We start from the raw sequence: 14019 nt of genomic DNA, 5'->3' as shown, positions 1-14019 counted from the left end.
GCCCTTATGAATAATAAAAATAGCTAGTCCAAACCTTATAAATCAATCTTACATAATATGTAGTAATAAGTTTGAAAGGGGAATTAGTATGTCTTGTTATTACTACTGTAAGTATTGTAAGGAGTATAAAAAGAAGCATCATGATTGTTGTAAGAACACTTGTAAGTGCCATGATAACAAGGACAATCTTGTTAGAGCATCCGCATTTAGAGCTAGAAATACAGTAAATCAAAATGTTCCTGCTAATACTTTTGTGAAAGTGTTATTTCAAAATGAACAATTTGATTTAGTGAATGAGTATAATCCAGCAACATCTATTTTTATGCCGAAGACTAAAGGAGTATATTCTATTATTGGAACGATTGGTTTCTTTCCAAACGATCCAACTTTAAATTATAGAGCACGTGTAGAAATTCGTGTGAATGGAAACGCAGCGATAGCTATAGATAATGACTTTTTTGGTCCAATAAGTTTTGGAAATGTAGTAAGTGTTTCGACGATTGTTCAATTGAATGCAGGGGATGAAGTTGAGATTTATGCACAAAGTAGTATAGATGGAGTTTTAAGTCCTTTAGAAGATGGTGCACATTTTGAAGCAGCAAGATTTCCTTCTCCAATTAAATAAAGTCATTAAACAATGAGTTTACAGAAGCTTAAAGGTAAACCCTCACCGAAATGGTGAGGGTTTTTTACTCTATTAAAAATAGTAACAGGTCGTCCAAGCTATTCTAACCTATATAGCATACTATGTAAAAATAAGTGTAAAGGGGGACTAACTATGTCTTATTATTACTGTAAGTATTGTAAAGATTACAAAAAGGAAAGTCATGATTGTTATAGGAAAAGTAGTAAATGTGATAGGAAGTATGTAAAGGTGAAGTGTTGTGATGATAAGAAAGAGGAGCTTGTAAGGGCATCGGCATTTAGAGCTGTGAATACAGTTAATCAACCTGTTCTAGCAAATACTCCTATTAAAGTATTATTTCAAAATGAACAATTTGATCTAGCGAATGAATATAATCCAGTAACATCCATTTTTACTCCGAAAACTAGAGGGGTATATAGTGTATTAGGAAATATAACATTTTCTCCAAATGATTTTAATGTGAATTACAGAGCTAGAGTAGAAATTCGTGTAAATGGAAATCCAGCAATAGCGATAGATAATGATTTCTTTGGAACAGGAGTATTTTTTAATAATGATGTTTCCGTAACTACTATTCTTCAATTAGAAGCAGGAGATTTAGTTGAAATTTTTGCAGAAAGTAGTATTGCGGGCGTAATTGTACAAAATGTTAATGGTGTAAATACGGTTCACTTTGAAGCAGCAAGATTTCCTTCTCCAATTAAATAAAGCAGATCATCAAATGTTTTTTAGTAGGTTTAGTTAATCCCCTTACCAAATGGTGGGGGATTATTATTGTTTTTCTAAAATATATAAGTAAATAGGTAAAGTGTAGTTTAATTTTTAGATGCTTCAACCTTCTTCAGATAATGAACAAAATAATACGTAAATAAGTAACATGCTTCTGAAAACTCATTGTTAGTAAGTTTACTAGTTTTCTTATAGAACAAGAAAGATGGAATACATAAAAGATCGTATCATTACGTTTTTTTTACTATATAGAAATTATATATTGAACATAGATTTGTGTAGGGAATGCTAATGCACTGAAAAGAATAACATAAAGACGATTACACTATATAAAAACAAAATCAATCCTAAGATGAGTAGTATTGGATGCAGCTTGAACATATTTGACCTCCTTGAGTATATAAAGAATTTTAATATATTGTAGGTCAATTTAGAAGGGGAAGGTTACATAAAAAAAGAGCATACATAAAAAGTACGCTCCAAAGAAAGATAGGTTTTATGAGTGGATAATCTCCATACAATAATATATGCTCCTTTAATGAAAAAGTGTAAAGAATCAATAAATTATCAATGGAATATCATAAAATGAGTAATTTTAGTTTAGGAATGCAGTTATTTTCTTTCTCAGTTATTTTAGGTAACAAAGTTGTGAAAATCGTACATTATGCGGACTAACAACGGGATAGCGATCGTACTTCAGTTACATATTTCTTAAAGTCTGGGTATTGCGTGATAGTCTGACATTTAGGGGTGCATAGTTGATTAATTATAGACACATTTGTAATTACTTCGTTACAAGGACCGAAAAATGTAACTTTTAGTTTTGAATTAGGTGGAACTTTAAATATGATAGGTTTTTTTTTCACGAAATCAGCTCCTAATATTCCATAATATATATGCGTCACCTCTTTATTTAAATAATTATTAAGGTGTATTTATATAGTATGAAATCTTAGTTAAGTTGATTATAGTATAGAGCCTTATGGCCATATAAGTACTTAAACATGTGAAAAAAAACTGAGAATACTATATGAAATGTTTAATTAATATAATATGAAAAATGAGTAGTTTATCTAATGCATTTTTTGTCCTAATACATATTATGGTAGTGAGAATTGTATGAGGAGGTAATAAAAGAATGCAAGAAAATGTACAAGCTCAACCTCAGCTTTCACCACCGTGGATCACATATTTTAATAAATTGGTAAATTCAATAGGCGCTGATCCAACTGTTACAGTTGGTCCACTTATTCCAGTTGGTGGGAATTTTATTATTTTAGTGCATGCGTTAAGTAATGAAAAAGCGATAGCGTTAGCAACGCTTCTAAAATCTTTTGTAGAATTTGGGAACGTAAGTGTGACAGTTATTGTAACGAATAATGAAAATCAAATCGTAAATCCAGTACCTTGTCCACTAGATGCTTTTGAAATTGCACATTTATTTCTAGTAGCACTAGAAAATAATCCTTATTTTGATCAAGTTGTGGTACAGCCTCAGTTCCCTGGCGGATCTAATGTTGTCTTTCCGGTGTTTAAAGCCGAAGTGATTCAATTTTTTAATGATGATATTTCAAATTTATGTCAAACGTTTACAGGTGTTGCTGCAAATGTATTTCATGATGTTATGCAGGATGAGATTTGTGATATCCCAATTCTATTTTCCACAAGTTGTGTTATGAGTAGTGAAAATCAAGAATTGCAAAATGCAGATTTAGCACCAAAGTTATTTTATTAAACTGTAGAAAGACATTTTCATGAATAGAAAATGTCTTTTTATATGTATCAAAGTCGTTTTTTTAGCTAATATCCCGTTGATTAAAATTTTTCTAAATCTCAGCATGTAAAGATAGTAATTTTGACTTAAGAATATATAGAAAATGAGGGATGAATTTTTTTAGTTGAAAGGGAATTGATATTGGAAATTTTAATTTAATAATGTAGGAGGATTTTTTCTAATATCCGCAAAAATGAATGATAGGACGAGATTACATAACAAATGAATAGTAGGGTGTATTTCGAATATTTTATGTGGCAAATATGTTAAAACTAATAGAAATATTTCTGAAAGAGAATATATTTTTAAAAACAGTAAAGATTCTTTTTATTTATATTATAGATAGCTAGTTTTAGAGAGGGGAGGCTTACAATAAAACAAGCTATGAATAGGACATTAAAAAGGAGCTGGAATGTATGGGTTATATTGTAGATATTTCAAAATGGAATGGAACTATCAATTGGGATATTGCAGCATCTCAGCTAGATTTAGTGATAGCTAGAGTTCAAGATGGCTCTAATACGGTGGATTTTATGTATCAAAACTATGTTAGTGAAATGAAAAAGCATAGTATCCCATTTGGTAATTATGCTTTTTGCCGTTTTATATCTATTGCTGATGCAAAGAAAGAGGCACAAGATTTTTGGAATCGTGGTGATCAATCAGCTAAGTTTTGGGTGGCGGACGTAGAAGTTCAAACGATGGCAGATATGCAAGGCGGGACACAGGCATTTATTGATGAATTACGCCGTTTAGGTGCGGAAAAAGTAGGATTATATGTAGGGCATCACACGTATTTATCATTTGGAGCACGTAATATGGAAGCTGATTTCGTATGGATTCCTCGTTATGGAGGGAATAAGCCAGCATATCCATGTGATATTTGGCAATATACGGATTCAGGGAATGTTCCTGGGATTGGGAAATGTGATCTGAATCGATTAGTAGGAAATAAGTCACTTTCTTGGTTTATAGATTCGAACAAAGCAAATCAACCTAACATAGTGTATACACAGCAACCGAATGGCATTGGTATTGCAGTTTCGAAATATCCTGATGGATACGGAATAAATTTATATGAAAACCCCATGAATCCTCAATTTACAGGTGCACTCACTCAGAAAATTCCATATTTAATCTTAACAGGTTATTGGGGAGGCGGTGAGCAAGATATGATTTGTTTAGGGAACGATAAGCAGTGGGCATATTTAAAACATTTTAAGGTGAAATGGTTTTATACAACTTCGAAATATCCTGTTGGCTACAGAGTAAATTATTATGAAGAGCCTGAATGTATGAATTATAAAGGAACTATAGATGGATCGACATCTTTTCGAGTGTGGGGTAGAGTGGGAAATGCAGTAGATATCGGGCAGAATCGTTGGATACCTGAAGAACATGTAAGTATTAAGTAACTATAGCAGTCGTATTGTTTTTGAGGTGTATGTAAAGAGTCTTCTTACTATACATAATAGTAAGAAGACTCTTTATGTTTGGAAATGGAAATGCATGATACATAGTCAACTCATATGAAATGAATTACATGTAGAAAACACACTGTTTTCACAATGCCTGTGTATAGTTAATTTGCATAATGATAAAAGTGAGGTATTTGAATTGAAAAAGAAAAAAATATTTATTGGAACAATTATTTCATGCGTGATGCTAGCATTATCTGCATGCGGTTCCTCAGACAACGTAGTAACATCAAAAGTAGGAAATGTTACAGAGAAAGAATTAAGTAAAGAATTACGACAACAATATGGAGAAAGTACTTTATATCAAATGATGTTAAGTAAGGCATTGTTAGATAAATATAAAGTTTCGGATGAGGAAGCAAAAAAGAAAGTAGAAGAAGCAAAAGATAAAATGGGTGAGAACTTTAAATCAACTTTAGAACAACTTGGATTGAAAAATGAAGATGAATTAAAAGAAAAAATGAAGCCAGAAATTGCATTTGAGAAAGCGATTAAAGCAACAGTCACAGAAAAAGATGTGAAAGATAACTATAAACCAGAAATGAAAGTAAGTCACATTTTAGTGAAAGATGAAAAAACGGCTAAAGAAGTAAAGGAGAAAGTAAATAATGGTGAAGATTTTGCTGCCTTAGCAAAACAGTATTCAGAAGATACTGGGTCAAAGGAACAGGGTGGGGAAATATCTGGTTTTGCTCCTGGACAAACAGTGAAAGAATTTGAGGAAGCTGCGTATAAATTAGATGCAGGCCAAGTAAGTGATCCAGTTAAAACAACTTACGGTTACCATATTATTAAAGTGACGGATAAAAAAGAATTAAAGCCATTTGATGAAGTAAAGGAAAAAATTCGTAAAGATTTAGAACAACAAAGACTACAAGATACGACAGGTAAATGGAAACAACAAGTAGTCAATGATTTATTGAAAGATGCTGATATTAAAGTGAATAATAAAGAATTTAAAGATACATTTAAATTTCTAGAAAAGAAATAATGATTGTAATCATAATTAGAAAAGGGAACTCATATAGAGTTCCCTTTTCTAATTAGTGTGTGAGTTATAAATAGATAGTAAGACAATACAATATTACATTTAAATATTAAGAATTACAATGGGGAATTATGGATGGTAATTAAAGGTGCTATAATTATTTCAACGAAAGTGTATATTATACGGTTTTCATTATGCAAGGGTGTTACATATATTTATCCTTTAATAATGGATATCGAACATAATTTGAAAAATAATACATATAATGTTTTTGAATAAATATTTAACATGGATAATTAGTAAAAAGCTGAGCATTCGAATGGAAAGGATGTTCTTTTTGGTGTGAAAATTTTAGGATAAAGAATGAATCGTTTTAAACGCGTCATTTACCACATCAATAAATTAAGGTGGGGAGAATATATGAAAGTAATCTTTCAAGGAGAGGGCGGCGCGAAAATTTTTGAGTCATATGATGAAAATGTAAGTGATTTATTAGCTATATTAAAAGAAACGAAAGGGATTAAAATCGGGATTGTTGAGTATAAAGTGTTAAAGTACGAACTTAATTATTTTCGTCATCCGAAAAAAGCGGATACAGAGAGAGAGTTACATATAATAGTACAACCTAAGTATATGTAATGAAATGTAATAATAAAAATCACTGATTCAGTTTTGTAAAGTTTCATAGAGTATGTAAGAAAAGAGAGTGTTGTAAATGCTCTCTTTTCTTATGCTTTGTGAGTTCGTTCATCATAGCATATGTTTTCAGTTATAGATGGTTAATAAACGAAAAAATTTAAAACTTTTTTGTTTAGGCAGGGATTTTATATTTGAGTAAACAAATATACTATGAAGTATTTTTATACGAATATTGGAGGAGTATAAAATGAGTTTAGCAAGTTACATAGGCTGTAATGTAGAAATTCCGTTAACGGATCCAGATTCTAATGATGTAATTGTTTTTGGACCGTGTTTTGCAGATGAAAGTATGCTTGAAATTGTACATGAGTATCAATTCCAAACAAATTACACATATGAGGTTTCAACTAGTTGGGGAATTGAACTTGTCGAGTGGCAAAACGTAAAGGAAAAAAAGAAGCGAAAGAAAAAATTTTAACTTTATGCAAGATTATGGAAGGCTATTCGGAAGATGGAGACTATTTCGAATTATTTAGTTGTTGGGTTGGTGATGAAGATAAGGAACGAGTAGGGGAATTGAAATTAAAAATAAATCATTTTAATATAGATGAATTATGTATTCCAGAAAGAACATTAGTTAGGATAGAAAAATAAAATTTGAAATATTTTTTAGAAACAGGCGATTTCACTTTGTGTGAAGTCGCCTTTTAGTTGTTATATGCATTTTACATAAAAAATGAGAAGTTTATTTGATAAAGGAAAAAAGTATGGAGATAATTAAAATTTTGTTTTTTGTTAAAAAATAATAAGTATGGCTCTTCTCAAAAGAACGTAAGTTCGTGTATAATAAGAACGAATGTTCTTTTGAGAGGGTAACCTAATTATAGTTTAGAAGTAAATCCGAGTTTAGTGAGTATTAAAAATAACTAAGGGATAGTATGGCTAAATAAATGTATAAATGATCAAGGAGATAAAAAATGAACGATGTAAAGATACAAAAAGAAGAAAGAGAGTGGGTTCCGTTTACAGTAATGTCCGAACAACTTTTAAATATGAGAAAGATTATTGGAGAGAAATTAAAAGTACAAAAACCGCTTTTAACAAACGAAGCAAAAGAGAGAATTTCTGATAAATTATTAACGTCATTACTGTCTGAGAAAGAAATATTGGTAACATATTTTGAAGATGGCTACATATTAACAAGCTATATGACAGTTGTACATATCAATCCGGTAAAACAAATTGTAATTTGTACAGACGCCTTTTATAAAACTTATGTATTTAACGCTATGGATATTATTGAAATAACGTAAAAGAAGCTGAATATTAAATGGCAGCTTCTTTTATTTCTGATTTATGAAACAAATAATACAAGAAAAAGCAGCTAGCTTCGTGCTAGCTGCTGAGCCCCAGGGAAAGGGAGAAAAAGATAGGGTACTCCAAAATCAACAAGAGCTGTCAAACAGCCTGATTATAGTATAGACAAATTTAAATTTTCTATACAGAAAGTTGAACATAAGATTAGGCTGTACCCACTTGGTTTTGATCTGCAAGGTCAGAATCAAATGTATTGGTCGCACTAACACCGCTAAAAGTATTAACAACAAAGCCAACGTTTGATGCGCCGGAACCATTATAAGCTTTCGTATTTTCTTTCGGAGAAACGTTGTAGAAATCACCTAAGTTAAATGAACCATTACTATTTTGTACAACTAAATTCCCTACAACTGATGGCATAATTTTCACCTGCTTTATAATAAGTTGTTAACATTACTATATGGAGGTATAGTCCAGATGGTTCATATAATAAAAATTGTGGAACAGTAAAACGTTTGGAGCATGGATTTCAATAAAAGTGTGTTAAAATTAATATAATAAAGTTGAGTAATTTTTTAAAAAAATTTGTATAATTGATATATACGAAAATAAAGGAGGCAAAATGTAATGAAAGATATTATGAAAAAAGTTGATTTAACAGATGCCAAATCAAGTAATCTTGTTGCACTAATTTATAGTAATGAAGTTATATTAGTTGAAGACGCATTTTGTCCAAATGAAATAAAATTAAAGTTTAATGAAATTGCAATTTTATCTGCAATTAAAACAGCTCATATTGCGAAAGTGTCTATTAGGAAAGAACTTGAAGCACTTTTTCATGATACGGGTGTTATATTAGTGAAACAAAATGTTGATTATGGTAGTAGCCAATCTATTACCATGCATTTTGAGCAATTTAAAAAATTGCAACATGAGATTGAATATTTAAATAAAAGTATGTAATAAGGCAGCTAAATAAAGGTTCTATCATAAGGATGGAATGTGTTGTGTTGAAAAAGTGGTTTAAAAATTATTTGAGTGAATCGCATTGTAAACATAAATATATTTTTATTAAGATGCAGGATAATGAAAATTTTTGAAAAAGTACACTAGGTGTAGTTTATCCCGCTATTTGCCGGGCAGCTCGATTGGTTCAACTAATAATCAGTGGAGGATGAACAAAACCCTCACTGATTAAAGTTTCACTTTATATGTATCAATGTGAGAAATGTGGAAAAGAGAAGTTGAAATGTAAAAACAATAATGAAATAAACAATGAATTTTTAGATATATAGCAAAAAGTAACCATGATGGTTACTTTTTTGTTTATGTATGCAATATCAAAACCATTACTAAAGTATGAGTTGAGTTGATACTTTAGTAAATGGCTGAATAAAAATGAAGAGAGTAAGATATAGGGAAGGAGGATGAGAGAAATGAAGCGAAAAGAAATTAGTAAATCTGTAATTATTACAGGCGTGACACAAGGGCTAGGACGTGCGATGGTTGATCGATTTCATGAATTAGGGTGGAACATATATGGTTGTGGACGTTCAAAAGATAAAATTGAAGAACTGAAAAAACAGTACAGTAAAATACATGATTTCCAAGTAATTGATGTTTCAGATTCTCAGCAAGTTAACAATTGGGCAAATTATATACTTAATAGACATACGGCTCCCGATCTTATAATAAATAATGCATCGATTGTAAATCAAAATGCACAACTTTGGAAAATTACGGCTCAAGAATTCGAAAATGTAATGAATGTAAACGTGAATGGTGTAGTAAATGTAATAAGAGCGTTTGTTCCCGCAATGGTAGCTAGGAAAGAAGGAATTATCATTAATATGAGTTCTAGTTGGGGGAGAGAAGGTGAAGCTGAGCTTGCGCCATATTGTGCCTCGAAATTTGCAATTGAAGGTATCACTAAATCTATGGCACTGGAATTACCCCATGGCATGGCTGTAGTTGCTTTAGATCCTGGAGGGAGTATTAGCACTCCAATGCTGAAGTCATGTGCGCCACAATATATAAATGAATCACCTACACCTGAAACTTGGTCACATAAAGCAATTCAATATATATTGAATATAACAATAGATGAAAATGGAGATTCATTGACATGCCCAGCATGCATATAAAAAAGCACCTTTAAGGTGCTTTTTTATATTAGTAACACATTATATCATTCACAAAATTACATCTGAAAAATAAAATAAAAGATTAAGGATGGAATTTGTTTATCCCGCTATTTGCCAGTCAGTAAGACCCCCACCTCAAAATTCAGCGAAAGCAAATAATTTAGGCGGAGGATGAAGAAAAAACCACTGATTAAAGTTTCTCTTTATTTTGAAAGGTTTAGAAAATATTTAAATAGGTGATAAAAATGAATCCAAGCGGTTTAAAAGTGACAGGGGCATGGTTTCAAGTAGGAGGGAACCTTACAGCTGCAATTGGAACGACAAGAGGGTTTATTGGAGAAGAGAAAGTTGAATCGGATCTTGTTATTGTAGGAAGCTCATTACAAGCCCTCGGGTATATATTACAAATCATTGCGAGCAAGTATAATGACGGGGAAGAAAAAAGGGAAAAGCAAAATATAGGCTTAGAGAATCAAAGTAAATTACTTGATCGAATAGGAATTGAGTTATTAGCATTAGGGAATATATCAACTGTAATAGGAACATATTTTAATATAAATGAACAATTGAAAGAAAATGATTATCTTATCATTACAGGGAACAGTTTACAATCAATCGGTGCTTTTTTAGGAGTAGAAGCAGCTTTGATAGATATAAATGTATTACAGAAAATTATTATATTAGGTAACTCCATGCAAAGTTTAGGTGCTGGATTACAAGCGTATCAAGGTGTTTCAAATGTATTGAAAGATGAGAGAGAAAATGAAGATAGTATTTTTGATAAGAAGGATGAGAGAATAATTGCACTCATTGGTATTTGGATACAAGCGATAGGAACGTTAATTTCTGCAATTGGAGTAACTGCAATAGAGGAAGAAAATAGGCTAGAAAACAATGGGAAGTCTGAAATACTTATATAAATAGAAGGAGATACATTGATTTTAGAAGCAGGTTAAGATTAAAATAGTAGTAGGTTTTTTTGCCTATAGTTAGAATATATTAAAGTAAGAGATGCTATGTATATTTAATGAAAATTTATGTAATGCCAACATCATAAGGTTTCTTTGCTTATATTTTGAAAAGTGATATATAAAATACAAAATAAGGAGTTTTCAAGGGATGATGTATTTAGTAGCAATTTTTCTTCCACCTGTTGCTGTATTATTTTGTGGAAAACCAATTCAGGCAATAATAAATTTCATATTAACATTAATATTTTGGGTTCCAGGAGTTATACATGCAATTCTTGTAGTGCATGATAAAAAAGCTGATCGGCGTTTGAAAAAACAAATTCAAGCATATGATGAAATCAATAAGAGGAATCGAAGATAATTCATCTATAAAATATTTTTAAAAGAAAGGAGGATTAACCTCCTTTTTTTAGTGGGTGTTAAGTTTAAATTTTTGTGTGGCGGAAAGAATTTTTAATATAAGTTTTATGGTAATAACTTTTAGATTGTGCATGTAATAGGCCAGTATAAATACTTTCTGGTACATTAAAGAAATCGTACATACCATTCTTTAATTGGATTCGCAAAATCATAGAAAAAGGATTATAGCCAACAGCAACTATATTTTTTGAAATCACGGGAGATAGCTTCATCATTACGCAACTCCTCACTTTTCATTTTTAATAATTTCTTGTAGATGTTGAGGTTGTGAAGTTGAAATCCTTATAATTTAAGAGGTATTATACTTATATGCAATATATTAAATGTTTGTTATACGTAATTATAAAGAAGTTCACACGAAGTACATATCGTTGTGCTATTTTTATTTCACCTTTGATTTATAAATAAGAAAATATTGACCATTTGAAAAAAAGGTATATTATTTATACGAGGTATTAAAAATTCACTTTTTACATTCTATGCTTAAAGGGGCAGCGTTATTAGGAAAAATAGAAGTGAAAATAGTTTGTATAAGAAGTATTCTAAAATTTATAATCTGTGAATTGGGAAAATATTGAATGCTCCAGGTCAATATACTTTCTTAATCAAATTCATTTTAGAAAGTGACCTCAATATTTTTAAGTAAATCAACGGGAGAATTGAAAGGCAGGAGAAAGTAACATGTCAGAAAATTATCGTTCTCGAGAGGAACGACGACAAGTTAAAAAGAAAAAACAGCCAGCTTCTAAAACACAAAAACCAAAAGGTAAAACATCATTCTTTCGCAAGTTTTTAATTACTTGTTTATTACTTGGTATTGTTGGTTTAGTGGCGGGGGTTGCTACCTTTTTCGTAATGATTAAGGATGCACCAAAACTTGAGAAAGCAAAACTTGTTAATCCGTTATCCTCAAAAATTTATGATAAAAACGGGGATTTGGTATATGAATATGGAAAAGAAAAAAGGACGAATGTTACGTATGAGCAAATACCTAAATTAGTAGAAAATGCATTTTTAGCGACAGAAGATTCACGTTTTTATGAGCATAGCGGAGTAGATTTTAAAGGTACTGCCCGTGCTGTTCTAGTAAGTCTTAAAGGAGATTATGGTTCTCAAGGTGGAAGTACGATAACACAGCAAGTTATTAAAAATTACTTCTTATCAATGGACAAAACACCAAAGCGTAAGGCACAAGAAATATATTTAGCTTATAAGCTAGAACAACAGTATTCAAAACATGAGATATTAGAGATGTACTTAAATAAAATTAACTTAGGAAACCGTTCATATGGGATCGCAACAGCAGCACAAAACTACTATGGTAAAGAATTGAAGGACTTAACATTACCAGAAGTTGCGATGCTTGCAGGTTTACCGAAAGCACCGAATAACTATGATCCAACGAAAAAAGAAAATGTTCAAAAAGCAACAGAAAGAAGAAATGTTGTTCTAAACTTAATGAATCGACATGGATATATAACAAAACAGGAAATGGAAGAAGCATCAAAAGTTGACGTAGAAAAGGGACTCAAGCCTGCAACTCAACTACAAACAATGCCATACCCTGCATTTATGGATGCAGTTGTGAAAGAAGTAGAAAAAGAATTACCAGATGCTAATATCGGTTCTGACGGTTTAGAAATTTATACAACGTTAGATCCGAAAGCACAGAAACTTGCTGATAATATTTTAAATAATAATATCATTGATTATCCGAATGATAAATTCCAAGGTGCATTTACATTTATGGATACGAAAACAGGAGAAGTTCGTGCTATAGGTAGTGGCCGTGGAGAAAATAAAGCTGTATTTAAAGGGCATAATATGGCAATTGAATTAGATCGTGCAGCTGGTTCAACGATGAAGCCGATTTTCGACTACGCTCCTGCAATTGAATATTTAAAATGGGCAACGTACCATCAAATTGACGACTCTCCATTTAAGTATTCAACGGGACAAGAAGTACGAAATTCAGATAGAAGTCATATGGGTCCAATTACAATGCGTGTAGCATTAGAAAAGTCACGAAATATCCCAGCAATTAAGACTGCGAAAGAAGTTGGAATTAATAAATCAAAAGACTTCTCTGAGAAATTAGGCATTACATTTAATGCGGCACCGACTGAATCAACAGCGATTGGTACAAATGAAGTATCACCAACTGAAATAGCGGGCGCTTATGCGGCATTTGGTAATGAGGGTAAATATACGAAACCGCATTTTGTTAAGAAAGTCGTTTATCCAGATGGTAAGTCACAAAGTTTTGGACAAAAACCAAAACAAGTTATGACAGATTCTACAGCATATATGATTACAGATATGCTTCGTACTGTAGTTACATCAGGTACTGGTACATCTGCAAACGTAGCATCCTTAGATGTAGCTGGTAAAACGGGTACGACAAACTACTCATCAAAACAATTAGCTCAATATAAAATTCCAGAAAGTGCAACTCGTGATAGTTGGTTTGCTGGATATACACCGCAATATACGATGGCAGTATGGACTGGGTATATGAAAGATGGTAAAGACGAGTATATTAGTAGTAAAAATACGAAAATTGCACAGTTGATCTTTAAAGAAATGATGAGCGAAATGGCTACAGATAAATCACGCTTTAAAATGCCAAGTAGCGTCATTCAAGAAGGTAGTGAGCTACGTATAAAAGGTGAAAAACGTGATTCATCGCCAAATACTAGCGTGCCGGATACAACGGAGCAACCAAAACAAGATCAACAGCAAAAAACTGAAGAAGAGAAAAAGCAAGAAGAATTAAAGAAACAAGAAGAACTGAAAAAACAAGAAGAACAAAAGCAACAAGAGGAACTTAAGAAGCAAGAAGAACAAAAGAAACTAGAAGAGCAAAAGAAACAAGAAGAAGAAAAGAAACAAAATGAACAAAATAACGGAAAT

General features: G+C 31.6%; 17 protein-coding genes and 1 pseudogene. 15 read left to right on the top strand and 3 right to left on the bottom strand.

All coding sequences use genetic code 11. The annotated features are described in order from the left end of the window. The first annotated feature begins 88 nt into the window (after nucleotides 1-88). Both MR170_RS07775 and MR170_RS07770 read left to right on the top strand, forming a co-directional pair. On the top strand, nucleotides 89-625 hold the full coding sequence (locus MR170_RS07775; protein WP_242307876.1) for a complement C1q domain-containing protein: 537 nt from the start codon (nucleotides 89-91) through the stop codon (nucleotides 623-625). A 153-nt stretch (nucleotides 626-778) separates the two neighbouring features. Next, a complete protein-coding gene (locus tag MR170_RS07770; RefSeq protein ID WP_226605715.1) occupies nucleotides 779-1354 on the top strand; it encodes a complement C1q domain-containing protein in 576 nt (191 codons plus the stop codon). A gap of 692 nt (nucleotides 1355-2046) precedes the next feature. Here the strand turns inward: MR170_RS07770 and MR170_RS07765 are convergent. After that, nucleotides 2047-2241 (bottom strand): hypothetical protein, encoded by a 195-nt coding sequence (locus MR170_RS07765; RefSeq protein WP_043936529.1) that lies wholly within the window; start codon nucleotides 2239-2241, stop codon nucleotides 2047-2049. Between the two features lie 272 nt (nucleotides 2242-2513). On the opposite strand from MR170_RS07765, the gene MR170_RS07760 reads away from it, so the two are divergent. From MR170_RS07760 to MR170_RS07730, 7 genes are all read left to right on the top strand, one after another. Next, entirely contained in the window at nucleotides 2514-3110 is a 597-nt protein-coding gene (locus tag MR170_RS07760) for a hypothetical protein (RefSeq protein WP_016081741.1), read from the top strand. Between the two features lie 455 nt (nucleotides 3111-3565). Beyond that, nucleotides 3566-4564, top strand: coding sequence for a glycoside hydrolase family 25 protein (locus MR170_RS07755; protein ID WP_029442240.1), 999 nt, complete (start codon nucleotides 3566-3568; stop codon nucleotides 4562-4564). 202 nt (nucleotides 4565-4766) lie between these two features. Beyond that, nucleotides 4767-5618 (top strand): peptidylprolyl isomerase PrsA, encoded by an 852-nt coding sequence (locus MR170_RS07750; RefSeq protein WP_000727352.1) that lies wholly within the window; start codon nucleotides 4767-4769, stop codon nucleotides 5616-5618. Between the two features lie 417 nt (nucleotides 5619-6035). Further along, the gene (locus MR170_RS07745) at nucleotides 6036-6254 is read left to right on the top strand and encodes a hypothetical protein (RefSeq protein ID WP_000864277.1); all 219 of its coding nucleotides are present in this window, start codon (nucleotides 6036-6038) and stop codon (nucleotides 6252-6254) included. Between the two features lie 247 nt (nucleotides 6255-6501). Then, entirely contained in the window at nucleotides 6502-6732 is a 231-nt protein-coding gene (locus MR170_RS07740) for a KH domain-containing protein (RefSeq protein ID WP_042968896.1), read from the top strand. Further along, a complete protein-coding gene (locus MR170_RS07735; RefSeq protein WP_043936528.1) occupies nucleotides 6687-6908 on the top strand; it encodes a hypothetical protein in 222 nt (73 codons plus the stop codon). The genes MR170_RS07740 and MR170_RS07735 overlap by 46 nt, the downstream gene beginning before the upstream one ends. 323 nt (nucleotides 6909-7231) lie before the next feature. After that, on the top strand, nucleotides 7232-7567 hold the full coding sequence (locus MR170_RS07730) for a YolD-like family protein (RefSeq protein ID WP_001999741.1): 336 nt from the start codon (nucleotides 7232-7234) through the stop codon (nucleotides 7565-7567). 208 nt (nucleotides 7568-7775) lie between these two features. On the opposite strand, the gene gerPF is transcribed toward MR170_RS07730, so the two are convergent. Beyond that, the gene (gene gerPF, locus MR170_RS07725; RefSeq protein ID WP_001141569.1) at nucleotides 7776-7991 is read right to left on the bottom strand and encodes a spore germination protein GerPF; all 216 of its coding nucleotides are present in this window, start codon (nucleotides 7989-7991) and stop codon (nucleotides 7776-7778) included. Between the two features lie 207 nt (nucleotides 7992-8198). Here gerPF and MR170_RS07720 point away from each other — a divergent pair, with 207 nt between their 5' ends. From MR170_RS07720 to MR170_RS07705, 5 genes and pseudogenes are all read left to right on the top strand, one after another. Continuing rightward, nucleotides 8199-8534 (top strand): hypothetical protein, encoded by a 336-nt coding sequence (locus MR170_RS07720; RefSeq protein ID WP_016081736.1) that lies wholly within the window; start codon nucleotides 8199-8201, stop codon nucleotides 8532-8534. A gap of 44 nt (nucleotides 8535-8578) precedes the next feature. Then, nucleotides 8579-8866: pseudogene (locus tag MR170_RS32455) on the top strand (hypothetical protein). 141 nt (nucleotides 8867-9007) lie between these two features. Then, the gene (locus MR170_RS07715) at nucleotides 9008-9715 is read left to right on the top strand and encodes an SDR family oxidoreductase (protein ID WP_016081735.1); all 708 of its coding nucleotides are present in this window, start codon (nucleotides 9008-9010) and stop codon (nucleotides 9713-9715) included. Between the two features lie 245 nt (nucleotides 9716-9960). Continuing rightward, nucleotides 9961-10635: a DUF6944 family repetitive protein gene (locus MR170_RS07710; protein WP_016081734.1), complete on the top strand. Its 675-nt coding sequence runs from the start codon at nucleotides 9961-9963 to the stop codon at nucleotides 10633-10635. Nucleotides 10636-10834: 199 nt separating this feature from the next. After that, nucleotides 10835-11047, top strand: a complete 213-nt coding sequence (locus tag MR170_RS07705; RefSeq protein WP_016081733.1) for a YqaE/Pmp3 family membrane protein — start codon at nucleotides 10835-10837, stop codon at nucleotides 11045-11047. Between the two features lie 64 nt (nucleotides 11048-11111). Here MR170_RS07705 and MR170_RS07700 read toward each other — a convergent pair whose 3' ends face one another. Next, on the bottom strand, nucleotides 11112-11321 hold the full coding sequence (locus MR170_RS07700) for a KTSC domain-containing protein (RefSeq protein WP_000977080.1): 210 nt from the start codon (nucleotides 11319-11321) through the stop codon (nucleotides 11112-11114). A 466-nt stretch (nucleotides 11322-11787) separates the two neighbouring features. On the opposite strand from MR170_RS07700, the gene MR170_RS07695 reads away from it, so the two are divergent. Then, on the top strand, nucleotides 11788-14019 hold a 2232-nt coding region (locus tag MR170_RS07695), incomplete at its 3' end, for a transglycosylase domain-containing protein (RefSeq protein ID WP_242307875.1).

It is taken from the genome of Bacillus cereus group sp. BfR-BA-01524 (assembly GCF_022662595.1).
Classification (GTDB): domain Bacteria; phylum Bacillota; class Bacilli; order Bacillales; family Bacillaceae_G; genus Bacillus_A; species Bacillus_A thuringiensis_S.
The sequence above is the reverse complement of the archived record's forward strand: the minus strand, read 5'-3'. Positions and strand labels throughout refer to the sequence as shown.